Below are 20,994 nucleotides of genomic sequence, written 5' to 3'. Positions count from 1 at the left end.
ATTTATTTCAACTTCAAAATTACTAGGTAAACGAAAGCAATCATTTAATATGGCCAGCCATAGAACTCCTTTGTTCGTTAGTTGATTTATGTGGAAGGTGCTGATTTTATAACGTTTATAATTTTTAAAAACCAAAAGTTGAGGTTTCTAGAACTTCAAATTAGTCAAAATCAAAAGGATTAAGCGAATATTTGTTAAAAATACCATATACATGCCCACAGTTATTACAAAAAGCAACATTAAACCACGGTTGTCCATCTTCAGACTCTTCATTACTATCTTCAGATACTATGTGTTCTAATCCCTCAATTTTACATTCAGGACATTTTGGCTTTGCCATAAAATTCACTCCTTTCTCTGCATTAATTCGACAAAAGGAAAGGATTCCCTGCTAATTTACTAACTATGACCATTTTCACGGGTTAATCACATCATATTCGCTCCTACAAATACGGCTCTTTTGATTTTTCACAAATAACTAAATGAACAGATTCGAACAAACAACCCAAAATTTAAGGAAGCTGGTTATACATTGAGGAAATTAAGAAGCATTTGAGGAACTAATCAAACAAGGGAAACATTCCAATACAGATTGTGAAACAGATAACAAACAAAGTTGTCTGTTTTTTGTTGTTGACTTTAACGTCTCGTAAACCCTTATGGTTATTTGTATAAACCTAAAGGAGGAAACGAAAATGCATGAATTTTATCAAATGCCTTTATTTGTAAAGTTAAAAGTGAAAAATATTGAAAAATCGAAAGTCTGGTATAAAAACGTATTAGATTTTCATTCAGTGTTTGATTTTCCTGACGATAAAGGAACAGTATCAATGACACATTTAAGAGGGGAAAAGTACCAAGATTTGATGTTAATCAAGGATGAAAAGGTCAACGCTTCTAGTTCAGTAATTATTAATTTATTCTCTCATAATATTCATAATATTTATCAATCTGCGCTGGAAAACAAAACAAGTATTATTCAAGAACCAACCGTTACACCATGGAATGCAAAAGAATTAACTATAAAAGATCCAGATGGATATATTTTCACAATAACAGAGAGTATCGATTCTAATAAAAGCTTTGATTGTGTAATTGAAAATGTTAAAGGAAAATTTGATAGAAAAGAATAGTTCGTATTGATAGAACCTAGGAAATTAAAATAAAAAGCAACCGACTATTTCAACCCCATTTTATAAAAAATGTCAGGTTTTGGTCGGTTGCTCTTATTTACGGTGTTTTATATTTGCTGAAACCGTTGTTATATCAACTACTCTTGAATAGCAGACCTCTAACGCAACAACCATCATATCATTGAATTGTCACCGCTATTATTGAAAATCAAGAGTTATTAAAGTGTTGATTTAACGGTATTTATTATCTTGAAATGTGTCACCATCAATCATAATTTTTCATTAAAAATCACATTCAATCATCTGTTGGTCACTTTTTGGTCACCAAAAGTCACCTGTTTTAATACCCTAGTCCCCATAACACTGGTCTTTTTGTTGTTTCAGTTAAGCCACTGTTAGTTTTAATCTAATTTCTTTACAAATAAAACTCTGTCTTGATTCGGTCCGTCATAGTCTGTATTTAATGATAGGCCTTCAATAATTCTATCTCCATCTTCAATTTCAAAACCCAGTTTGGTATGATAGGCAATCGAAACTTTATTGACAGGTGACGTTACACAACGAACAATACTTCGATTATTATGCTTTACTACATTAAAAAATTTATTGTATAAATGTTTTCCAATATTATGCTTTCTGTATTCAGGATGAACTCCAACGAAATGAATATACGCCTCATTTGAATGAGTTTGAGAAAGGAATCCTATTAGAAAACCCACAAGTTTACCATCCTTTTCTGCAATGAAACTTGTTTGTGCAAAATGGTCGAAGAATAATTTTGGTAGCTTATCAGACATATTCCTGCCACCCCACCACTCGTTAATCAGAGGTGAAATTACATAGTAGTCTGAACCTTTAACTGAACGAATTTCCATTTTAATCCTCCCATTTATGTAAAAATTTATTTAAACTAATATTAACATTAAAACAATTTTATATTAGTTAGTTTAATAATACCTCATCTTGAACAATTATTTCCATTCACCATTCCAAACAATTATCTAACGATGGTTCACCATGCACTATTTGATTGTGGAAGACTATCACTTTCATTTAACCAATTATAGAATGGCACTGGACATTCTCTAACGCAGTTCGTCCTCCACAGATGATGATATTGAGAGCTAAATTTGAGGCGAATTTTGTATGAGAAGATGGTCTGAAATATAAAACAAATAACTAACAAAGTTGTCTGTTTTTTTGTTCATTTAATTAGTCAATCAGTCTCAAGGCTGAGAAATAACACAGCCTATAGCATGTTCCTAATAATAGGTTAAATTGATATAATTAAACCATTAAAGGAAGCTGCAAGCAAGAAGGAAGGAGATGTTCATTTTGGGAATGAGAATATGGTGGGCCACAAATATTGTATGGATATTAATTTTCAGTGCTCTTGCAGTATTTGTTGGTGCAAGAAATATTGATGGAGCAGGTGTAGTTCAAACACCTGAAATTAAAATGATAACATTCGTTATTTTGGGTATTGCTGTTTTAGTTGTTTTACTATTTCAATTGATTTTTCTTTATTTTGTTAGAAAAAGTACAAAGAAAAATTTAACAAAAATATTATCATGACTCAACGTTTTTTTGTTTTTGTGTATGCCACTTAAATAAGTGGCTTTTTTTGTATCTATATTACCAATATTTTCCACAGAATAGCAGAAACTATAGGTTAGCAGGCTTTGGAAAGAAAAAGATGATGGTTAAACAAATTCAATTGTTAATGTCACATTGAGCATGAGAAAATAAAAGCAAGTGACCTATTTGAAGTATCCGTGCTATCATGATAAATCATGACTGGACAAAAGCTTGATATAACAGTATTTTATTGTCTGCAAACTTTCGTTAATCCTCACGAATAATCATATATAATCTTTAAAAATCATGATTTGGTCGGTTTTTAGTCGGTTAAGTCGGTTGATTTTTTATCATTTAAGACCACCCATCACGGAGTGGTCTTTCTCTTTATATACAGAATAGGAACTATTTAATTACGACTACGAAAAAATTGATTAAAATTGCAATTTAGGAACTATCCTTTCTCGCACATAAATTATAATCTTTTCGAAAATTTCTTTCATTTAGTTTTATCGTTCATCTCACTAATTAGTTGAACAGCTTCATCGATATGAGCCACATCCAAAATTTTCATGTGGATTTTTTGCTCCTTTTGAATTTGTGCTGCTTCTTCTGCATTTTTAGAGGGAATAATCATGAAGGGTAAACCGTATTTTTCTGCGATTAGAATTTTTTCTTTTAGTACCCCTATTGGTAATACGTCACCAGTTTCGCTTATTGCCCCAGTCACTGCAACTGATACGTTGTTTTGCAAATCGCCTTGTAGAATGAGTCCTGTTAATGCTAGTCCTAACCCTGCACTATTTCCACCAATATTATCCTGATTAAAAAATTCATTAATCCTTACATCTTCTTTACCTAGATAATGATTTACGTTTTCTTTCATTTGATCTACTTCACTTTTCTGAAGATGAAGCCACTTTAATATTTGCCGATTTTTGCTCTCATAAAGAACTAAATTCGTATTTTCAGCCACATTTAAAAAAGGAACTTGCTGTTTATTTAAAAGATCTTCAACGGATTGAATACTCTCCATAAATTGAAAATCTACTCTATTTACCCCTATTAAATAGATTTCAGTACCTTTGGCATGTAATGGTTCTGTATATATGTATGCAACATGCGAAGTTCCTTCATAAAATATAAGAGGTATTTCGAAACAAAACAGCAAGAACATAATGCAAGTAGCGAGCGTGATTTTTCTTTTATAATTTATTTTTTTTCTAAGTAAGATGCGAACAATTAATAAGATGATAAAACTAATCAATAGTATAGCAACAAAAGAAATTCCACCAATTACATCTTGTAGATACAAAAATAAAACTACACCATAATAGAGAAATATTAAAAAGATAGTCACGAAATAAGGTAAATTTTTTTTACGATTAAAAATAATTTATTCACTCCCTAACTTTAATTTTCGGTTATTTCCATAACTTTAGAACCATAAATTTAACTCCACATCTCAGTCTATTTATTCCAGAAATATTCCGAGAATCCTTCTTATTCGATAATCTTATACTCAAAATAAGTCATTTCTCCATTCTCTAAGTACATTTACCATTCCAGCCAATTATCTAACGATGGTTCATTATGCACTATTGGTTGTGGAAGACTATCCCTTTCCTCTAACCAGTTGGAGAAAGGCACTGGACGTTCAATGTGTGCTTCGCCATCCACAGATGATGATTTACTAGGCTTCTTATTTAAACGCTCTACTGCCTTGCTATACGCCCCTACAAATACGGCTCTTTTGATATTTCTAGCAAATTTCAATATTATTAATGTTAGAGATAGATAAAATATAAATGAGGATTTCAAAATGAACAAACTAGAACAAACAACTCAAGAATTACTGGAAGCTGGTTATACGATTGAGGAAATTAAAGCAGCCTTTGAGGAAGTAATTGAACAAGCTAAACAGTCCAATACAGATCGTGAGACAGATAACTAACAAAGTTGTCTGTTTTTTATTATGGTTATTTACCTGTCATTTCCATTAACATGAAGGTAATTGAATAATAATTGGAAGGAGATTTTAAATTATGACGAATATCGAAATTAAAAACCCTTATTTCGCTTACCTTATTGAATTAGGCGAGAATGATGAATTTTTAAGAATCAGTGCAGCTTTATTTAACTCATTAAGAAATTCTAGTGTACGTGAATGTGTTCCTCAAGATTTCATTAATTAATAAAAAATCCAACCTTTAGTAAAATTATTATCATCATATTTAAAGTAATGTTCAGCAAGATTCCTCATTCCTTGCTGAACATTTTACTCACATTGAGCATGAGAAAATAAAGGCAAGAGACCTATTTGACGAAATCTTGTAAAATGGTTCCCTTTTCGTAGCTTTTTATCACTTGCTTAAATTTCATCTATTAAAAAACAATCTAAACCCTGTTATATCAACTACTCTTGAATAGCAGCCTTTAACGCAACAACCATCATATCATTGAATTACTTGTACTTTTTATAAGAACAAGATACTTCAAGGATGTTGATATAACAGCATTCTACACTTTATAAAATGCATCTTAAAGTGTTTACCATTTTATAAAATTAACTAAATTTTAGATGTTGGTCACTTTTTGGTCACCAAAAGTCACCTGTTTTAATACCTTAGACCACCCATCACGGAGTGGTCTTTTATGGTGTATTTAATTAAAGCATTCCGTTAGTAGAAGAAGAAAAAAAGAGCTGCATATGCAACTCAATAATCTTCAAGAAAAGCACCCATATAGTTTAAGTAGAGATTTCTTCACAAACTTGTCTTTTTTAAACCTAATTAATTATTACTATTTATATGCTTATTTATTTTTTCTTTTGTCAATGATAAACCATTTTAGAATTCCAATTATTAGTATTAAAAGTGGTGTTCCCTGGATGAAGAAAAATCCTAACCAAAAATCATTTATAGTGCTGGTCGGGGAGTCTGTTGCCATTACACCTATAAATAAAGCCATTGGAGTTGCGATTACATTCAATCCCAAAATAATCATAACAAATGATAATTTTTTACTTTTAATCTTCGGTAATCCAGCCGACCAAAATAAAATTATTGCAACTAACAAAATCAAAACACCCCAAACACCCCAAACACCCAAAACACCCAAAGCACCCAAAACCTCTACCTCCTAACTAAACGATAGCCCATCCCACCTTCCTGGAAAGATGAAGATGCACCTACCGTCTACTATTTTACCACAAAAACCCATATCGTTGTTCAACTAAACGCTCCGTTAGTTTAATAATACCTCATCTCAATATCACTAGGATAACTATTTCCATTTACCACTCCAGCCAATTATCTAACGATGGTTCATATGCACCATTGATTGTGGAAGGCTATCACTTTCTTGTGTACTTTGCTCTTCACAGATAATTACAAAAAAAACACCCTATCATCATTGGAGTGGTCTATTTGATTTTAATCAGATAAGCACAAGACATCGATAAACATCCTATTCGCATGTCAACAAACCATAAAAAAATAGCCCTCTTATCAAATAAATAAGAGGGCTTTATATAATTCTTAATCTATCACTTATCTCCAACTGGTTTTAGTGAATTCATTGGAAGATAAACAGCATTATCGAGTCTTCCTTCTAAGTCATCGGTTACATATATATAACCATTAATTTCATGATCATACCTTGAAAAAACAGTACTTCCCTTTTTCATAATTCTTTCAGTTTTAGATTCTTTTAATGGAACGCCCTTCCCCTCTTCATCTCTTGTTAGTTCATAACGTACACCTCTTTCTCTCGATATTGTCTCAGCGATTTTAAGGTCTGTACCAGGATACTCGTAACAAAATTCCTCACTACCATCACCACTTTCGCAATACTGTAGTAGTTGTCCATTATTTGTATCCTTGAAATTAAAACCCCATGGTCCTTCTAGTTTGAAGTGAGATCCGTAATATAAGCCGTCATTAATACCATCGCGAGTAATAACAATATAAGTTGGTTTGTTATAAAAAGATGAACGAATTTTTATTGGTACTTCTTTGAAAACTACTAAATCCGTTGCTTGTACGCGGTATTGCCCCATTTGATAGAATATTTTTTTATCATATTTTTCAATATCATACGTTCTAAAGAAGTTATTTCGCTTAACCACTAAAGATTCAAACGTACCATCTGAATTTTTCTTGTATACCTTAATGTCTTTTTTAAAGGTCATTTTCCCTGTTTGCCCTTTTACAACCTCTGCTCCATCATACATCACTTTTGCTTCTGATTTTGTTGGATTTACTACTGCAAATACAAATGCTGCTAGTAACACAAAAAATAATTTTTTCATTATTCTCCTCCTACACAGTTTTATTTTAACAAACATAATATCTTAGTATTATATACTAGTAATCTAATATTCTACCAACGAATGTTAAAAATCCAACAAAAGTAGAGTGTTTTTCCATAACATTATTTCACCCATCTACCATTCTACCCAGTTCTCTAAATTATATGGTCTACTACCTATTGATTGTGGAAGGCTATCTCTTTCCTCTAACCTGTTATAGAATGACACTGGACGTTTTATAAAGAGTTTCTTCTATATAATCGGCTTATTACTTAAACGCTCTACAGCCTTACTACATAACCTCTACAAATACGGCTCTTTTGATATTCCTAGCAAATTTCAATATTATAAATGTTGGAGATAGAGAAAATATAAAAGAGGATAATTAAATGAACAGACTAGAACAAACAACCCAAGAATTACTGGAAGCTGGTTATACAATCGAGGAAATTAAAGAAGCTTTTGAGGAAGTCATTGAACAAGCTAAACATTCCATTATAGATCGTGAGACAGATAACTAAAAAAGGTTGTCTGTTTTTTTGTATGTACTTTTAACTCTCAATTTCCTAAAATGGAAATATAAAGGAAGGAATAAGCTAATGAAAAAATTTTTATACATAGGAGCTATGTCAGCATTCCTACTTGCTGCTTGTGGTGAGGAAAAAGCTGAAGAAACAGAGACGGCTCAGGAAGAATTAGATAAAGCTAAAGAAAAAGAGGCTGAGTTAAAGGCAAAAGAAGAGGAAGAACGAAAAGCTAAAGAAGTTGAAGAATGGGCTATTGCTGAGCAAAAATCGAAAGAGGAAGAAGTTGAAAAGAAAGAGCCTACTACCGCTGAAAAATCGAAACACATAATTGATACATCTGTTTTTGAATACGCGCAAGCCGTTAATGTATGATTTCGTACAACAAGTAGATGTAAAGGGCGCCAAAACTATCGGAATAAACGTTAAACAAGGCGCTAAAAAAATTGCACAGTTCACTGTTTATACAGATAAATTTGCACCAAATGACAATGAGCCGATGTCTGATGCTGTGATTGCGGCTTCTGAGATTGAATTTATGACGGATGAGGTGAAGATTTTCGGCAAAACAATCGGTTCTTGGTAAACATAAATAAGTCACTCATTTGAGAGGCTTTTTTTATGGAAATAATTAGCGAAACAGAAAAAAAGCAATATAAATAAAAAATGCCCTGGCTCAAAAAATATTGAGTACCTTTTTTGTAATGTACATACATAATTAAATTTCTTAAAATGGTAAATAGTAACTATGAATAGATGGAGGAGAATGTAATTGAGTGTTTGCCCTAATTGTTTAGCCAATAATTCGATTAAGAAAGTATATAGAGATGGTTCAGTATTTAAGGCATGTGAGTATTGTAATACTATTGTAGAAGAGACGACAGAGAGAGAGCCAACGGTGAGAGAAGAAAACGAAGTCCAAAATGATGAGCAAAAAGAAAAGTCTTCAGGTAAGGCTTTTGCAGTTGGGATAGGACTTATGATACTTCTTTTTATTATAGAATTTATAATTAAAATATAAAAAGCTTGTTATAAGACCAAGACGGCAATTATGGTATACTCCCTATTGAGTTAATGAGAGAAATAAAACAATATGCAAAAGATCATAAGAAGTTACAACTTGCATCAGGTGAAGCTTGGACACCGATGAAGGATAATGAGGGCAACTCAATAAATCTACTATTTACAAAAACAAATGGCTTCCCTTTACATCCAGATAGTATGTCTGGAAGATGGCGCGAGATTGTAGAACGTCACAATTTACCTAAACTAACATTTCATGGTCTAAGGCATACCTACGCAACTTTTATGATTAGTAAAAATGTAAATTTTAAAATTATTCAAGAACAACTTGGACATGTTAACATTCAAGAAACGATTAATACCTATAGTCACTTAACTAAGAAAGATAAAGAAAAAGCAACCGACTACTTCAATTCCATTTTATAAAAAATGGTCGGTTTTTGGTCAGTTGCTCTTATTTGCAGTATTTTATATTTGCTGAAAACCCTGTTATATCAACTACTCTTGAATAGCAGCCTCTAACGCAACAATCATCATATCATTGAAAGTTGTTTGGCGCTCTTCTGAAGTCGTTACCTCACCTGTTAGGATATGGTCGCTTACTGTTAGAACAGAAAGTGCTTTACGGCCGAATTTTGCGGCTAATGTGTAAAGTGCTGCAGATTCCATTTCAACTGCTAGTACGCCGTATTGTGCTAATTTTTCGTTTTGATGCTCATCAGAATAGAACAAATCTGCTGTGAAGATATTTCCTACTTGTAGGTTTAGCCCAGCTGCTTTACCTGCATTATAGGCTTTTAATAGCAAGTCGAAGTCTGCGATTGGTGCGAAGTCGATAGCACCGCCCCAAATAATTTGGTTCATACGTGTGTCAGATGTTGCAGCTTGGGCTAAAATGACGTCACGTACTTTAACATCTTTTTGAATTGCACCACAAGTACCTACGCGGATTAATTTTTGAACATCATATTCTTGCATTAATTCGGTTGCATAGATGGAAATTGATGGCACACCCATACCAGTTCCTTGTACAGAAATACGTTTACCTTTATATGTTCCCGTATAACCAAACATATTACGTACTTCATTATAGCAAGTTACATCCTCTAAAAACGTCTCTGCGATGTATTTTGCACGAAGTGGATCTCCTGGAAGTAAAATTGTGTCAGCGATTTCGCCTTTTTTTGCATTAATATGAACACTCATACTGCAATCCCTCTTTTCTGTCAGTTATCACTTTAAATAATACTGTGTTTCTGCTATTTAATCAATGCTAGACGTCTAGCAACTTAAAATAAATTCATTTCTTTCCTTGTCTCACCATTGCTCGACATATAATGCCCACAATTCATCAAATGCTTCAGTAGTAAGGTTGTCTGTTGCAAACGATTCAATATACGTTGAAAGCTCTTCAAAATTTGTGCTTTGCTTTGGAAAATTATGCTCATGAAACATCTCCTCTGCAAATCGTACCTTCTGATCAGACCAATCTCCACCGCGGAAAGTTAGGACATATAAATAAAAGCTCTTTTTCATGCTAGAAATTCCCCTTTTTATACTAATATGCTTTCCGCTAGTTTATCAAAAAATCGCAATCTCGTCATAAAAATAACTACTAAGTATTTTTTCCTACTTAAGTTTATTCACTATTTTTTTCACACCTTTCGACATGCAACGTAGAAATTTAATAGGTGTTTTTATCTGAAAAATGAAAATTTTGCGAAATAATATATAGAAAAATCTAGTAAAATAAGATAAAATTGAAATCGACTATTTGAAAATAGGAAGGTGATGGCGATGAAAAACTTACAAAAAACCAGTAACTCTGCGAAAAAACGCCCGTCTCTCTTTAAAACTAGCTTTTCTGCTAAAGAGAAAGCAATTGATTTAGAAGAAAGTAGGCATAATCTCCCTCCTATTAAGGAAAAACGACAACGTTTTTATCATTTAATACGGGGTAAAGTGCTTATTATATTTACACTTCTAATTATCATTAACGGAATAATGGGTATATTGTCTTATGTCGATATACGTAATCTTCAGCGACAAATGGATGATTTTACTGAGAAAAATGTCCAAGAGCAATTAACAGTTAATCAGCTTGCTTATGAAATTGCTAGGCTCACAAATTTAGAGCAAACCTATTTAATAACTGGTAACGGCACTTATTCTACTTCATACCATATGAAAATTGACTCGATAAATAAAAAAATTAAGGAATTAGAAGATCAGTTCTCAGATCGAGAGCTTGAGCTTGGACATATGCAGGCAATTGGTCAATATTATAAAAATTACCTCGATTACTCTGAAAAAGTCATGACGATGCGTGATGAGCTTGGACTCGAGCAGGCAAGAAAGCTGATGATGGGCGCTGTTGGCGAAACGATGAAAACGCATATTGATAAAAATATCGAATCCATCAATACAGTGATGGATGAAGCAAATAAAGCCAAATTAAATACGTTGAACCAGCAAGTCAATGTCTCTATTATTTCTTTCTTTATCATTTCAGTAATCGGATTTATTGCTATCATCATATTTGGCTATATGTTATTTAAATCATTAAAAAATAATACACATGCAATTAACGAGTCGATTCTGGATATTGCCCAGGCTGGTGGCGATTTGACAAGGCGCGTTAAAGTACGTAATCATGATGAATTTTCAACGATTGCCTCTTCCACCAACACTTTAATAGAATCTATATCTAATCTCATAAAACGTGTGAGTGAGCTTGCAGATCATGTTTCTAGTAGCAGTCAGGAATTAATGTCATTAGCGGATGAAAATGCTCGTACTATTCAGGATATTGCTGATGCTACAGCTGACATTGCAAGCGATAGTGACAATACCATTTCCAGCATGAATAGTGCCCAGCAAAAAATGAGTGACCTTGAGCATTCCATGCACCATTTAAATGAACAAGCCAATGCTGTCCAACGTGCATCCTTAGCAATGCAGCAAGCAGCTGATGATGGCAGTCGCTCAGTTGAACAATCTTCACTAGTGATGCAGGCAATTGAAGAAACAATGGCCACGACTACAACAACGGTGGAGGCACTGGGACGAAAATCAGCAGACATCACATCAATCATTGGCACAATCACCGCTATTTCCGAACAGACGAATTTACTGGCATTAAATGCTGCGATTGAAGCTGCACGGGCTGGAGAGCACGGACGAGGCTTTGCAGTTGTAGCTGATGAAGTTCGCAAGTTAGCGGAGCAATCCCAAAGTGCTGCGAAGGAAGTCACAACAATTGTAACGTCCATTCAGGATGAAGTATCCTCTATTATTACACAAAACTATGAGGGGGTAACTTCGGTTATTCGTGGAGTAGAAGTGACAAATGAAACAAATCAATCATTAGCCAATATTTTATCGCATACACAGGAAACTACCTCCATTATTACGGCAATGGCTGAAAAAATTTCATTAACCCTTGAGTATAGCAATGCTGTAGCAAGTGAGTTTGTCCACGTTAACGCCTATGCTGAACAATCCGCTGCTAATACAGTTACTTCCGCAGCAGCAGCAACACAAGGCTCCGCTTCCATGCAAGAAATTAATGCAGCCGCCGCAGAGCTCGCCCAACAAGCAGACTACCTTCGTAATTTAGTGAGTGAGTTTAAGGTTTAATTGCCCTGAAGGAATGGAACAATAACATAATAAGGACAAAAAAACTCCCAGCAAAACTTCATGCTAGGAGTTTTCTTTATTTAAACAAGGAAAGATATTCAGTATAGCCTTCCTTTTCTAAATCCTCTTTTGGTATAAAGCGTAAAGCTGCTGAATTAATGCAATAGCGTAAACCTCCAAGCTCGGTAGGTCCATCAGGGAAAACATGCCCTAAATGTGAATCAGCATCCTTACTGCGAACCTCCACTCGGCGCATTCCATGAGATGTATCAAAATGCTCGGTTACTTCCTCTTTTTCAATTGGCTTTGCAAATGCTGGCCAACCACATCCTGAATCGAATTTATCGAGGGAGCTAAATAACGGTTTCCCTGAAACGATATCGACATAAATGCCATCTTCAAAGTGTTGATCATATTCATTACGGAACGGTGGCTCTGTTCCACTTTCTTGTGTTACATAGTATTGCATGTCAGTTAGTTCTTTTAAGCGTTGTTCTTTTTTCATTTTTCCCGCCCCCAGTGTTGCTCCTGAAACGCTTTGCGACCAGAACCAATCGAATAGCGCTCGTAGTGCATTGGATTTTTCTTATAATAATATTGATGATAGTCCTCAGCTGGATAAAACGTACTTGCTGGTAAGATTTTCACCGCAATCGGCTTATCAAATTTACCAGATGCCTCTAAATCCGCTTTAGAACGTTCTGCTAATTCACGTTGCTCCTCATTATGATAAAAAATGGCAGTTGTGTAGGATTCCCCACGATCATAAAATTGCCCACCGACATCTGTAGGATCTATTAATGTCCAAAATGTTGCAAGTAATTGCTCATAGGAATAGAGCTCATCGTCAAAGGTAATTTGTACTACTTCCACATGTCCTGTTGTTTCAGAGCATACTTGTTCATATGTCGGATTCACAACATGTCCACCCGTATAACCAGAAATCACCGATTCAATTCCAGGTGTTTCGTCAAAGGGCTTGACCATACACCAAAAACAACCACCTGCAAATGTTGCATATTGCTTTACCATTCATGTCACTCCTTATTCACCAGGAACAATAATTTCCAATAAAATTTTATCTTTTGGTAAATTTAACTCTTTTGCTCGAATACGAGACCCAGAAGCTATATTAATACGTGATAAATCAATATAAATTTCTGCCTTATTTGGATCTACTGTAATCCAAGAAGGAAATTCCACCGAGTCGCGCATAATTTTCATAGTCGTCTCAGGTGGAATATTCAACAGCCCTACATTCATACCTGTTTGCTTTAGGATAATATTCCCTTTGTCATCAACGATGGGATCAAAATTCATAGTGATTGGGATTTCTGTATAAAAAACGGTTAGCTTACTTCTTAGCTGAATATCATTACCAATCGTAAAATCCAATGGCAGAGGCGATCCTTTTGCAGCGTCCTTTAAATATTTCTTCGATATTGATTCTAATTCCTTCGTTGTTGTTTGAACAACGAGGACATTCCCTTTTACTTCACTTTCACCTTCTGAACTCTTTGCTACAATTACTCCATCAACTGGTTTTGTTGTTAAATACACGACGAGGAGGATTGCAAACAGCACTGTGCCTGCTAAGGCGAAAAATGCGATTTTCCATTTATTCATTTTGTCACTCCTCGAAGCCTATTTCATTGTTAATTTTTTGTTCCATTCCACACTGCTCCATTGCTGCAAGTATTCGTTCCGTCATTTTTTCATAGCCTTTTGCGTTTGGATGAAAGAAATCCGTATGATATACGAGCTCTTTGTTTGAATCAAATAAATCCTCTACCGAGATATAGCAGGCATTCGTATCTTCACTTGCTATGTCTTTTATGACATTATTCCACTCCGTTATAATTGTATCAAATTCATTGGCCTCATTTGTCACGATAGAGAATGGATTATAAAAACCAATCAGCAATAAGGGCACCGTAGGATTTTTAGCACGAATGCCAGCAACGATTTTACTATAGCGTTCCTTATATGCCAGCAATTCTTTATCAAAAGCATCTCGTTTCAAATTAAACAAATCCTGTCTAACTACCTTCATAACATCATTTCCGCCCATGGTTAATGAAATAAGCTGTGCATTTTGCAACTCTTCATCATAATGCCCTTTTTTCACTAATTTTAATAGCTGATCACTGCGTCTTCCTCTTTTTCCCCTATTGTCGACCTCTACATCAGAGATAGAGGGCCAAGCTTGCAAAGAATCTGTTAATCTACCTACAAAACCGTCTTGACTATACTCATCACCGACACCATCTGTTAATGAATCTCCAAGTGCCAAATAATGTAGTTGTTTTGCGTTTTCATCATCAATTTTCCGTAAATCCTCTGGTGATGGCTCAAAAAAATGCTCAAAAATTTGCGTCAACATATTCTTAGAGGTTTTTTCCTCGTCTTCTGTTTGTTGCTCATCCTGTTTCATATCTTGTTCCGTCCCTGCTTGCTCACCTTCAGGCTCTGCTTGCGGATTCGGTTCATCTATTGATATAGCACAACCACTTAGTACTAAGACGGTCAAAATTGACAAAATTAATATTCGCCAAATGCTCATTTGACCACCTTCCATCATTTGCTGTTTCTTCTATTATAGAATAGTTCATACTGCAATGAAAAGTGACGATACCTAGCTATTCCATAAAAAAAGTGTTTTTTACTGTAATGCCTACTTTTCCCTGCATTATAAAAATAAAAAGCCACTACAATACTTATGTAGTAGCTCCCGTCTATTATTCTGCAAAATAAATAAATCCAATCGCGCCAGGGCCAGTATGTGTAGAGATAATAGGTGATGTAAAGGCAATTTCTACGTCATTAAAGCCTGTTTCTTCAATCAACCCTTTTAATGGTTCACCCATCGTAATTAGTCCATCAGCATGAGAGATTCCTACTGCTTTTACGGTTTTACCAGCAGTATCAGCTTGAAATTGTTTAAATAAGTAATTTACAACCTGTTTATGGCTTCTAACTTTAGAAACAGGGTTGTATACCCCACCCTCTAAATTTGCAATTACTTTGATATTGAGTAAAGATCCGATAAAGCCTGTTCCTTTACCAATTCGTCCGCCCTTAATTAAGTTTTCCAACGTGTCTACAATAACATATAAATAAGTATTATCGCGCACTTTTTCTAGACGTGTCACGATTTCCTCGACAGTAGCACCTGTATCTCGCATTTTAATCGCCTCACGTAATTGAATGGCTAGTCCAATCGCAATAAAGCGTGAATCAATTACTGTGACATCTGCGTCTGTCAATTGTGCTGCCTGACGAGCGGATTCAACTGTTCCGCTCATACCGCCAGTCATGTGAATAGATATGATTTTATCCCCATTTTGACCTAGCTTATCGTACAATTCTTTAAACTTCCCTGGTGCAGGCTGGGAACTTTTTGGTAAATCTTTAGCATTTTTCATTAAACCTAAAAAAGGCTGTGGTTCTAAATCAACACCATCTATATATGTTTGCCCATCAATTTGAATCGTTAAAGGCACGATATGTATGCCATGCTGCGCTACTTCTTCCTTTGTTAAATCACAAGTTGAGTCCGTTACAATATGAATTCGTCCCACTTCGACACATCCTTTTACTTCATTAAAATTTATTATATAGACTAATGAAACATTATGTAAACATGACATTTGTCATTAGGTATCATACAATGATATTTATTTTGAAAACGCTACCTTTGCTACTATAGCGCTTAGTCGAGTACTTGTCTAACAATGTCCTTCATGGATTTAGACATTTATATGACACTTTTGATACTGAAGATATGACAAATGTAAATAGTAGGATGAAAATTATTGGGGTATAGTAAAAATACAAACGAAAGGAGTGTTTAAAATGATGGATTCATTTGACTATAAAACATGGAGAGAAGAATTGTGGAATGCCATTACGCATGGTATTGGGTTTATCGCTAGTATTCCAGCATTAATTGTTCTTATTTTAGCGGCTGTACAAACAGGTGGAGCGCTTCAAATAACAACTTTTAGTATTTTCGGTGCCTCTGTCATCATTTTATTTTTAATGTCAACACTGCTACATAGCATGCCTGAAAAATATAAATACTTTTTCTCTATACTTGATCATTCTTCTATTTATATTTTAATTGCAGGAACCTATACACCTTTTCTGTTAATTGCGATTGGCGGCACTTTAGGCATTACCTTATTATGTATTATTTGGTCCCTTGCTCTATTAGGTGTTCTGTTTAAATGCTTCTTTATTAATCGATTTGAAATACTTTCTTTAATTTTTTATATCGGTATGGGTTGGTTAATTATTTTTGCAATAAAGCCTATCTACCTTTACTTAGGATTTAATGGCTTTGCTTTACTGTTAGCAGGTGGGCTTTTTTATACAATTGGTGCCATTTTTTACGCTTGGCGGTCACTTCCCTACAATCATACAATCTGGCATCTTTTTGTATTAGCTGGCTGTGGATCAATGTATGCTTGTGTTTATTTTTACTTATAAATATTCAAAATGAAAATCGCTCTTTTTTGATAAAGGAGCGATTTTTCACCTTGATGTATAGTTTGTCCAAATTCATTTATCCATTGATATTGGGGCACCAGCAGTATGATACTTCAATATCAATATTTAGGTTTTTACAATATTATATATTCATACTGTATTGTAAGATTTGTTTTTCTCTTTCCTTTTGACCAGCTATACCAGTTTTAAGAAGTTTCTGTTGGTTCTGTGTATCTTCTAATGATTTTAACAATTGATTTGCTAATTTTTGCGTAATCATATCTTTTATGTCGCCAGAAGCCTCTTCTTTTTCTTCCTTCTTGGATAATTTCACTTCTCTAATAATTACTTTTTCTCCATTTTCTTTCGTTACTATATGACGTATATACCCATTTTCTTTTTTTATTTCATACGTTGCTTTCTTTTTATTGTTTCTAAGAAATAAATCATCCGATAAACGATTAAAACCATCTTTTTTTAATACACTAAAATAATTACTGCTCCCTAATTGAACATTCAGAGCACCCATCCCCCTATCTTTACAACCAATATTTATATACTTTCTATCGTCATAATAATTTTTATTTAAATATTTCTTTTTTCTCAAAGCTTAGGTTTATTTTCAAGATTCTCGAGCCTTTCTGATGGTGGTTTTTTGTAGCTCAATCTTGTTCAATGCGTTTACTCGTTATTACCCAAATCTCTAATGCTATTCATTAGGAATACTTTAACAGTGATTTACCTATTCAGCCAATCTCTATTTACGTTCAAAAATCTGATATTCGAATGTATAACCCTCTGGTGTAGTTTCTGGCTTTTCTGAGGATACTTGTACAAAATCCTGTTCATATTTCGGGAAATAGGTATCCCCATTAAAAGAATGATTAATTTTTGTAATATACAAACGATCTGCGATAGCCATCGATAGGCGGAAAATTTGCTCCCCTCCTATAATCATAATTTCCGGAACATCACCAGCAAGGACAAGGGCTTCCTCTAAACTTGTGACTGTTTCAATCCCTTCTGCATGATAGCTTTCGTCACGAGAAATTACGATATTTCGACGACCAGGTAGTGGTCTGCCAATCGATTCAAATGTTTTACGACCCATAATCATCGGCTTGCCCATTGTTTTATTTTTAAAATATTGTAAATCTCCAGGTAAATGCCATGGCATACCATTTTCATAACCAATCACATAATTAGTATCATGTGCCACAATTAAAGAAATCATCTTGTCCCTCCAAATACTTTCATTCATCTTATTATAAACAATTTTTACTGTGACAATTAGCATATTTCTGCTCATTCATAAATTTTTCGATATTAAATCCTAGTAATATTATATGAATAGTTTATAATAGAGTTATCGAATATAAAAAGGATGGATGATGATGACAAAACTAACAAATGAGGCGATTCACTACATTGAAGCAAATAACATTTCTATTCCGTATTATGATTTAACACCTGCTGAGGCTCGTGCTATTCGAGCAGTACCAAAATGGGAGTCAACACAGGCTCCACAGCTTGCTTCGATTACAGATAGAAAAATAACTGTCCGAGATGGTGCAAAAATAGAGGTTCGTATTTATAAACCTACTTTTGACAAAATACTCCCAGTCATTGTTTATTATCATGGGGGTGGTTGGGTATTCGGTAATTTAGAATCTTCTGATGCAGGGTGCCAGCTATTGGCAGAAAAAGCTGAGGCAATTGTTGTATCTGTTGATTATCGTCTAGCGCCAGAATATCCATTCCCTATTCCGCTTCACGATGCCTATGACAGTTTAGTATGGGTTTACGAAAACATTGTGCAATTTGGTGGAGATGCAACAACTTTAAGCGTAGCTGGTGATAGCGCAGGTGGAAACTTAGCAACGGTTGTAGCCTATCTAGCAGCTACATTAAATGGCCCAGCAATTCAAGCACAGGCACTTATTTACCCAGTCGTAAATGTAGATTTTACAACAGCATCCTACAGTGCTTATGGAGAACATTATGGTTTAGACAAACAAGGGATGCAATGGTTTGCAGGGCATTACACAGATGGACAAAACTATAAAGATCCACTTGTCTCCCCGCTTCAGATTGAGGATGTAAGTGTTTTACCAAAAACAATTATTATTGCCGCAGAAGCGGATGTTCTCTATGATGAGGGTCTTGCATATGCACAAAAACTTGCCGATGCAGGCGTAACAGTTGAGCATATCAACATGACTGGATTAATCCATAGCTATTTTAGCAAAATGAACTTCTTTGAAGAAGCGACAATACAAACAGCTGAAAAAATTGCTAGTTTCATGAAATAAGTTTGTCTATTAGCATAAAAGAGTGCGATAATAGAGCAAAATGCTTTTTAAAGGATGACAACATGACACAAACGATTGCTTTACAAATTAAAAACCCCTTTGCCGATCAATTAAAAAAAGGCTATCCTCTTATTTCAAAGGATGCTGTTGACGTTGGTCAACTGCCTAAAGAAGAAGGTTCCCTATTAAGACTGCTGGATAGCCATCAACGTTTTCTTGGCTTAGGCTACTATGGTATACAAAATAAAGGCATTGGTTGGGTATTAACAACAGATGTCAACGAAAAAATAGACAAAGCTTTTTTTATTAGAAAATTTACAAAGGCACTTGCAAATCGTCAGAACTTCTTTGATGATCCTAATACAACAGCCTTTCGAATTTTTAATGGTGAAGGTGATGGTATAGGTGGTATCACCATTGACTATTTCGATTCTTACTATCTAGTGAGCTGGTATAGTGCCGGTATCTATTTATGGAAGGATATGATATACGAAGCACTTGCTGAGACAGTAAACTTTACAGCCATTTATGAGAAAAAGCGATTTGATCTTAAAGGGCAATATATGGAACAAGACGATTTTGTTATGGGGACTCCTGGTGAATTCCCAATCATTATTTTGGAAAATGGCATGAGCTATGCTGTTCATTTAAATGATGGCGCAATGACAGGTATTTTTCTCGATCAACGAGAAGTAAGGCTTGCGATTCGTGACCACTACGCAGACCATAGGAATATGCTTAATACGTTCTCCTATACTGGAGCATTTTCTGTTGCGGCGATACTTGGTGGAGCAATTAAAACGACAAGTGTCGATGTAGCAAAACGCAGTCTAGCCAAAACAATTGAACAATTTAGTGTCAATAACATAGACTACGAATCACAGGATATTAAAGTAATGGATGTTTTTAATTATTTTAAATATGCACAGCGTCATCATTTGAAATATGATCTTGTTGTTTTAGATCCACCCAGCTTTGCACGGACAAAGGAAAGAACGTTCTCAACAGCGAAAGACTATCCGAAATTGTTAATTGACACAATTGCCATCACAGAGAAAAATGGTATTATCGTTGCTTCAACCAATAACGCAAGCTTTGGTATGAAAAAGTTTAAAAGCTTTATTGATCAGGCCTTTAAGGAAACGCATACCCGCTATAAAATTGTTGAGGAATACAGCCTGCCGAAGGATTTCCGTGTACCACGTGAATATCCCGAATTTAATTACTTAAAGGTTGTTTTTATAAAAAAAATGGACTAAATGCTATCGAGACAGAATCACCTCCCTATGATTCTGTCTTTTTGTTCGGATAAATTTCTTGTTTATTATATAATGTACTTACAAATTATAGGTAATTGGAGATGATTAAATGGCGTATATTCGTGAAAAATTAATGATTACAACTGAAAGGCTAGTCCTGCGATTATTTCAAGCATCTGACGCAGAAACGGTGGCAAAGCTTTGCAATAACTATAATATTTATAAAAGTACATTGTACCTGCCCTATCCATATAGTTTGAATGATGCGTTGTCATGGATTGAACGCCATTACGATCATTTTATGGAGGATATTTCGTACGAATTTGCAGTAACTGATAAAGAAACTGGCAAATTATATGGAGCAATTGCATTATCGAATAACAAACGTTTTAATCAAGGAGAAATTGCCTATTGGATTGGTGAGCAATATTGGGGAAAAGGCTATGCAACAGAGGCAGCGCAGTCAATCGTACAATTCGCTTTTGAAGAAAAGAAACTGCACAAAGTGTTTGCACGATTTTTTTCAACAAACCCTGCTTCTGGAAAAGTAATGAAGAAAATTGGTATGACACAAGAAGGAATATTAAAGGATCATATTATAAAAGACGGTAAATACGAGGATTTAGTATTTTATGGAATTATTAATCAATAGTTTAGTAATTTTTTTCTTTAAAAAGGAGGCCTAAGAAGCTATTTTAGCCCTTAAGCCACCACCCTCTATTT

28 protein-coding genes and 1 pseudogene are annotated in these 20,994 nt (G+C 34.5%); 14 read left to right on the top strand and 15 right to left on the bottom strand.

The annotated features are described in order from the left end of the window. Positions 1-160: 160 nt before the first annotated feature. The gene (locus QNH24_RS12555; RefSeq protein ID WP_054771516.1) at positions 161-340 is read right to left on the bottom strand and encodes a hypothetical protein; all 180 of its coding nucleotides are present in this window, start codon (positions 338-340) and stop codon (positions 161-163) included. Between the two features lie 355 nt (positions 341-695). Here QNH24_RS12555 and QNH24_RS12550 point away from each other — a divergent pair, with 355 nt between their 5' ends. Then, positions 696-1,133 (top strand): VOC family protein, encoded by a 438-nt coding sequence (locus QNH24_RS12550; RefSeq protein ID WP_283872595.1) that lies wholly within the window; start codon positions 696-698, stop codon positions 1,131-1,133. Positions 1,134-1,534: 401 nt separating this feature from the next. Here QNH24_RS12550 and QNH24_RS12545 read toward each other — a convergent pair whose 3' ends face one another. Then, the gene (locus QNH24_RS12545) at positions 1,535-2,008 is read right to left on the bottom strand and encodes a GNAT family N-acetyltransferase (RefSeq protein WP_283872594.1); all 474 of its coding nucleotides are present in this window, start codon (positions 2,006-2,008) and stop codon (positions 1,535-1,537) included. A gap of 466 nt (positions 2,009-2,474) precedes the next feature. On the opposite strand from QNH24_RS12545, the gene QNH24_RS12540 reads away from it, so the two are divergent. After that, a complete protein-coding gene (locus QNH24_RS12540) occupies positions 2,475-2,708 on the top strand; it encodes a DUF3923 family protein (RefSeq protein WP_283872822.1) in 234 nt (77 codons plus the stop codon). 502 nt (positions 2,709-3,210) lie between these two features. On the opposite strand, the gene QNH24_RS12535 is transcribed toward QNH24_RS12540, so the two are convergent. Both QNH24_RS12535 and QNH24_RS12530 read right to left on the bottom strand, forming a co-directional pair. Then, positions 3,211-4,026, bottom strand: coding sequence for a S16 family serine protease (locus QNH24_RS12535; RefSeq protein WP_283872592.1), 816 nt, complete (start codon positions 4,024-4,026; stop codon positions 3,211-3,213). Positions 4,027-4,268: 242 nt separating this feature from the next. Next, positions 4,269-4,487: a hypothetical protein gene (locus QNH24_RS12530; RefSeq protein WP_283872591.1), complete on the bottom strand. Its 219-nt coding sequence runs from the start codon at positions 4,485-4,487 to the stop codon at positions 4,269-4,271. Between the two features lie 46 nt (positions 4,488-4,533). Here QNH24_RS12530 and QNH24_RS12525 point away from each other — a divergent pair, with 46 nt between their 5' ends. Both QNH24_RS12525 and QNH24_RS12520 read left to right on the top strand, forming a co-directional pair. Beyond that, positions 4,534-4,665, top strand: coding sequence for a hypothetical protein (locus tag QNH24_RS12525; protein WP_283872590.1), 132 nt, complete (start codon positions 4,534-4,536; stop codon positions 4,663-4,665). Positions 4,666-4,771: 106 nt separating this feature from the next. Further along, a pseudogene (locus QNH24_RS12520) lies at positions 4,772-4,906 on the top strand (spore coat protein); the annotation flags it as partial. Between the two features lie 619 nt (positions 4,907-5,525). Here the strand turns inward: QNH24_RS12520 and QNH24_RS12515 are convergent. Beyond that, complete coding sequence (locus QNH24_RS12515) at positions 5,526-5,840, bottom strand: hypothetical protein (protein ID WP_283872588.1); 315 nt, start codon at positions 5,838-5,840, stop codon at positions 5,526-5,528. A 418-nt stretch (positions 5,841-6,258) separates the two neighbouring features. After that, positions 6,259-7,023, bottom strand: coding sequence for a hypothetical protein (locus tag QNH24_RS12510; protein ID WP_283872586.1), 765 nt, complete (start codon positions 7,021-7,023; stop codon positions 6,259-6,261). Positions 7,024-7,412: 389 nt separating this feature from the next. Between QNH24_RS12510 and QNH24_RS12505 the strand changes: the two genes are divergently transcribed. From QNH24_RS12505 to QNH24_RS12485, 5 genes are all read left to right on the top strand, one after another. After that, positions 7,413-7,544, top strand: coding sequence for a hypothetical protein (locus tag QNH24_RS12505; RefSeq protein ID WP_283872585.1), 132 nt, complete (start codon positions 7,413-7,415; stop codon positions 7,542-7,544). A gap of 78 nt (positions 7,545-7,622) precedes the next feature. Further along, positions 7,623-7,922, top strand: coding sequence for a hypothetical protein (locus QNH24_RS12500; RefSeq protein ID WP_283872584.1), 300 nt, complete (start codon positions 7,623-7,625; stop codon positions 7,920-7,922). Continuing rightward, entirely contained in the window at positions 7,915-8,133 is a 219-nt protein-coding gene (locus QNH24_RS12495; protein ID WP_283872582.1) for a hypothetical protein, read from the top strand. The genes QNH24_RS12500 and QNH24_RS12495 overlap by 8 nt, the downstream gene beginning before the upstream one ends. Positions 8,134-8,319: 186 nt before the next feature. After that, a complete protein-coding gene (locus tag QNH24_RS12490; RefSeq protein ID WP_054771511.1) occupies positions 8,320-8,568 on the top strand; it encodes a hypothetical protein in 249 nt (82 codons plus the stop codon). 53 nt (positions 8,569-8,621) lie between these two features. Then, on the top strand, positions 8,622-8,996 hold the full coding sequence (locus QNH24_RS12485; RefSeq protein WP_283872580.1) for a tyrosine-type recombinase/integrase: 375 nt from the start codon (positions 8,622-8,624) through the stop codon (positions 8,994-8,996). 72 nt (positions 8,997-9,068) lie between these two features. Here the strand turns inward: QNH24_RS12485 and deoD are convergent, their stop codons facing one another. Together deoD and QNH24_RS12475 are read right to left on the bottom strand one after the other, a co-directional pair. Then, entirely contained in the window at positions 9,069-9,776 is a 708-nt protein-coding gene (deoD, locus tag QNH24_RS12480) for a purine-nucleoside phosphorylase (protein WP_283872578.1), read from the bottom strand. Between the two features lie 111 nt (positions 9,777-9,887). Further along, positions 9,888-10,106, bottom strand: a complete 219-nt coding sequence (locus QNH24_RS12475) for a YozE family protein (protein ID WP_283872576.1) — start codon at positions 10,104-10,106, stop codon at positions 9,888-9,890. Positions 10,107-10,361: 255 nt separating this feature from the next. On the opposite strand from QNH24_RS12475, the gene QNH24_RS12470 reads away from it, so the two are divergent. Beyond that, positions 10,362-12,209, top strand: coding sequence for a methyl-accepting chemotaxis protein (locus QNH24_RS12470; RefSeq protein WP_430675433.1), 1,848 nt, complete (start codon positions 10,362-10,364; stop codon positions 12,207-12,209). A gap of 76 nt (positions 12,210-12,285) precedes the next feature. Here the strand turns inward: QNH24_RS12470 and msrB are convergent, their stop codons facing one another. The 5 genes from msrB to QNH24_RS12445 form a co-directional block, all read right to left on the bottom strand. Beyond that, complete coding sequence (gene msrB / locus QNH24_RS12465) at positions 12,286-12,714, bottom strand: peptide-methionine (R)-S-oxide reductase MsrB (RefSeq protein WP_283872574.1); 429 nt, start codon at positions 12,712-12,714, stop codon at positions 12,286-12,288. Beyond that, positions 12,711-13,241, bottom strand: coding sequence for a peptide-methionine (S)-S-oxide reductase MsrA (msrA, locus tag QNH24_RS12460; RefSeq protein WP_283872573.1), 531 nt, complete (start codon positions 13,239-13,241; stop codon positions 12,711-12,713). The genes msrB and msrA overlap by 4 nt, the downstream gene beginning before the upstream one ends. A gap of 12 nt (positions 13,242-13,253) precedes the next feature. Further along, on the bottom strand, positions 13,254-13,835 hold the full coding sequence (locus QNH24_RS12455) for a YpmS family protein (protein WP_283872572.1): 582 nt from the start codon (positions 13,833-13,835) through the stop codon (positions 13,254-13,256). A 4-nt stretch (positions 13,836-13,839) separates the two neighbouring features. Then, positions 13,840-14,790 carry a GDSL-type esterase/lipase family protein gene (locus tag QNH24_RS12450; protein WP_283872571.1) on the bottom strand — a complete coding sequence of 317 codons (951 nt, stop codon included), beginning with the start codon at positions 14,788-14,790 and terminating at the stop codon, positions 13,840-13,842. A 157-nt stretch (positions 14,791-14,947) separates the two neighbouring features. Beyond that, positions 14,948-15,790, bottom strand: a complete 843-nt coding sequence (locus QNH24_RS12445; protein ID WP_283872570.1) for a DegV family protein — start codon at positions 15,788-15,790, stop codon at positions 14,948-14,950. A 274-nt stretch (positions 15,791-16,064) separates the two neighbouring features. On the opposite strand from QNH24_RS12445, the gene trhA reads away from it, so the two are divergent. Next, on the top strand, positions 16,065-16,700 hold the full coding sequence (gene trhA, locus QNH24_RS12440; RefSeq protein WP_283872569.1) for a PAQR family membrane homeostasis protein TrhA: 636 nt from the start codon (positions 16,065-16,067) through the stop codon (positions 16,698-16,700). 142 nt (positions 16,701-16,842) lie between these two features. Here trhA and QNH24_RS12435 read toward each other — a convergent pair whose 3' ends face one another. Beyond that, the gene (locus QNH24_RS12435) at positions 16,843-17,307 is read right to left on the bottom strand and encodes a hypothetical protein (protein ID WP_283872568.1); all 465 of its coding nucleotides are present in this window, start codon (positions 17,305-17,307) and stop codon (positions 16,843-16,845) included. 150 nt (positions 17,308-17,457) lie between these two features. Continuing rightward, on the bottom strand, positions 17,458-17,934 hold the full coding sequence (locus tag QNH24_RS12430; RefSeq protein WP_283872567.1) for a dihydrofolate reductase: 477 nt from the start codon (positions 17,932-17,934) through the stop codon (positions 17,458-17,460). A 160-nt stretch (positions 17,935-18,094) separates the two neighbouring features. Between QNH24_RS12430 and QNH24_RS12425 the strand changes: the two genes are divergently transcribed. The 3 genes from QNH24_RS12425 to QNH24_RS12415 all read left to right on the top strand — a co-directional run bounded on the left by QNH24_RS12425 (position 18,095) and on the right by QNH24_RS12415 (position 20,923). Further along, complete coding sequence (locus tag QNH24_RS12425) at positions 18,095-19,012, top strand: alpha/beta hydrolase (RefSeq protein ID WP_283872566.1); 918 nt, start codon at positions 18,095-18,097, stop codon at positions 19,010-19,012. A 62-nt stretch (positions 19,013-19,074) separates the two neighbouring features. Beyond that, positions 19,075-20,271, top strand: coding sequence for a class I SAM-dependent rRNA methyltransferase (locus QNH24_RS12420; protein WP_283872564.1), 1,197 nt, complete (start codon positions 19,075-19,077; stop codon positions 20,269-20,271). A gap of 109 nt (positions 20,272-20,380) precedes the next feature. After that, a complete protein-coding gene (locus QNH24_RS12415; protein WP_283872563.1) occupies positions 20,381-20,923 on the top strand; it encodes a GNAT family N-acetyltransferase in 543 nt (180 codons plus the stop codon). Positions 20,924-20,994 lie beyond the last annotated feature (71 nt).

It is taken from the genome of Lysinibacillus pakistanensis, from assembly GCF_030123245.1.
Classification (GTDB): Bacteria; Bacillota; Bacilli; order Bacillales_A; family Planococcaceae; genus Lysinibacillus; species Lysinibacillus pakistanensis.
The sequence above is the reverse complement of the archived record's forward strand: the minus strand, read 5'-3'. Positions and strand labels throughout refer to the sequence as shown.

Excerpts from the sequence above, each read along its gene's own strand:
- QNH24_RS12470 (WP_430675433.1), top strand. The coding sequence starts at position 10,362 with ATGGCGATGAAAAACTTACAAAAAACCAGTAACTCTGCGAAAAAACGC.
- trhA (WP_283872569.1), top strand. The coding sequence starts at position 16,065 with ATGATGGATTCATTTGACTATAAAACATGGAGAGAAGAATTGTGGAAT.
- msrA (WP_283872573.1), bottom strand. The coding sequence starts at position 13,241 with ATGGTAAAGCAATATGCAACATTTGCAGGTGGTTGTTTTTGGTGTATG.
- QNH24_RS12500 (WP_283872584.1), top strand. The coding sequence starts at position 7,623 with ATGAAAAAATTTTTATACATAGGAGCTATGTCAGCATTCCTACTTGCT.
- QNH24_RS12485 (WP_283872580.1), top strand. The coding sequence starts at position 8,622 with ATGAGAGAAATAAAACAATATGCAAAAGATCATAAGAAGTTACAACTT.
- msrB (WP_283872574.1), bottom strand. The coding sequence starts at position 12,714 with ATGAAAAAAGAACAACGCTTAAAAGAACTAACTGACATGCAATACTAT.
- QNH24_RS12415 (WP_283872563.1), top strand. The coding sequence starts at position 20,381 with ATGGCGTATATTCGTGAAAAATTAATGATTACAACTGAAAGGCTAGTC.
- QNH24_RS12545 (WP_283872594.1), bottom strand. The coding sequence starts at position 2,008 with ATGGAAATTCGTTCAGTTAAAGGTTCAGACTACTATGTAATTTCACCT.
- QNH24_RS12525 (WP_283872590.1), top strand. The coding sequence starts at position 4,534 with ATGAACAAACTAGAACAAACAACTCAAGAATTACTGGAAGCTGGTTAT.
- QNH24_RS12425 (WP_283872566.1), top strand. The coding sequence starts at position 18,095 with ATGACAAAACTAACAAATGAGGCGATTCACTACATTGAAGCAAATAAC.
- QNH24_RS12550 (WP_283872595.1), top strand. The coding sequence starts at position 696 with ATGCATGAATTTTATCAAATGCCTTTATTTGTAAAGTTAAAAGTGAAA.
- QNH24_RS12540 (WP_283872822.1), top strand. The coding sequence starts at position 2,475 with ATGAGAATATGGTGGGCCACAAATATTGTATGGATATTAATTTTCAGT.
- QNH24_RS12420 (WP_283872564.1), top strand. The coding sequence starts at position 19,075 with ATGACACAAACGATTGCTTTACAAATTAAAAACCCCTTTGCCGATCAA.
- QNH24_RS12505 (WP_283872585.1), top strand. The coding sequence starts at position 7,413 with ATGAACAGACTAGAACAAACAACCCAAGAATTACTGGAAGCTGGTTAT.
- QNH24_RS12475 (WP_283872576.1), bottom strand. The coding sequence starts at position 10,106 with ATGAAAAAGAGCTTTTATTTATATGTCCTAACTTTCCGCGGTGGAGAT.
- QNH24_RS12510 (WP_283872586.1), bottom strand. The coding sequence starts at position 7,023 with ATGAAAAAATTATTTTTTGTGTTACTAGCAGCATTTGTATTTGCAGTA.
- QNH24_RS12555 (WP_054771516.1), bottom strand. The coding sequence starts at position 340 with ATGGCAAAGCCAAAATGTCCTGAATGTAAAATTGAGGGATTAGAACAC.
- deoD (WP_283872578.1), bottom strand. The coding sequence starts at position 9,776 with ATGAGTGTTCATATTAATGCAAAAAAAGGCGAAATCGCTGACACAATT.
- QNH24_RS12495 (WP_283872582.1), top strand. The coding sequence starts at position 7,915 with ATGTATGATTTCGTACAACAAGTAGATGTAAAGGGCGCCAAAACTATC.
- QNH24_RS12450 (WP_283872571.1), bottom strand. The coding sequence starts at position 14,790 with ATGATGGAAGGTGGTCAAATGAGCATTTGGCGAATATTAATTTTGTCA.
- QNH24_RS12455 (WP_283872572.1), bottom strand. The coding sequence starts at position 13,835 with ATGAATAAATGGAAAATCGCATTTTTCGCCTTAGCAGGCACAGTGCTG.
- QNH24_RS12430 (WP_283872567.1), bottom strand. The coding sequence starts at position 17,934 with ATGATTTCTTTAATTGTGGCACATGATACTAATTATGTGATTGGTTAT.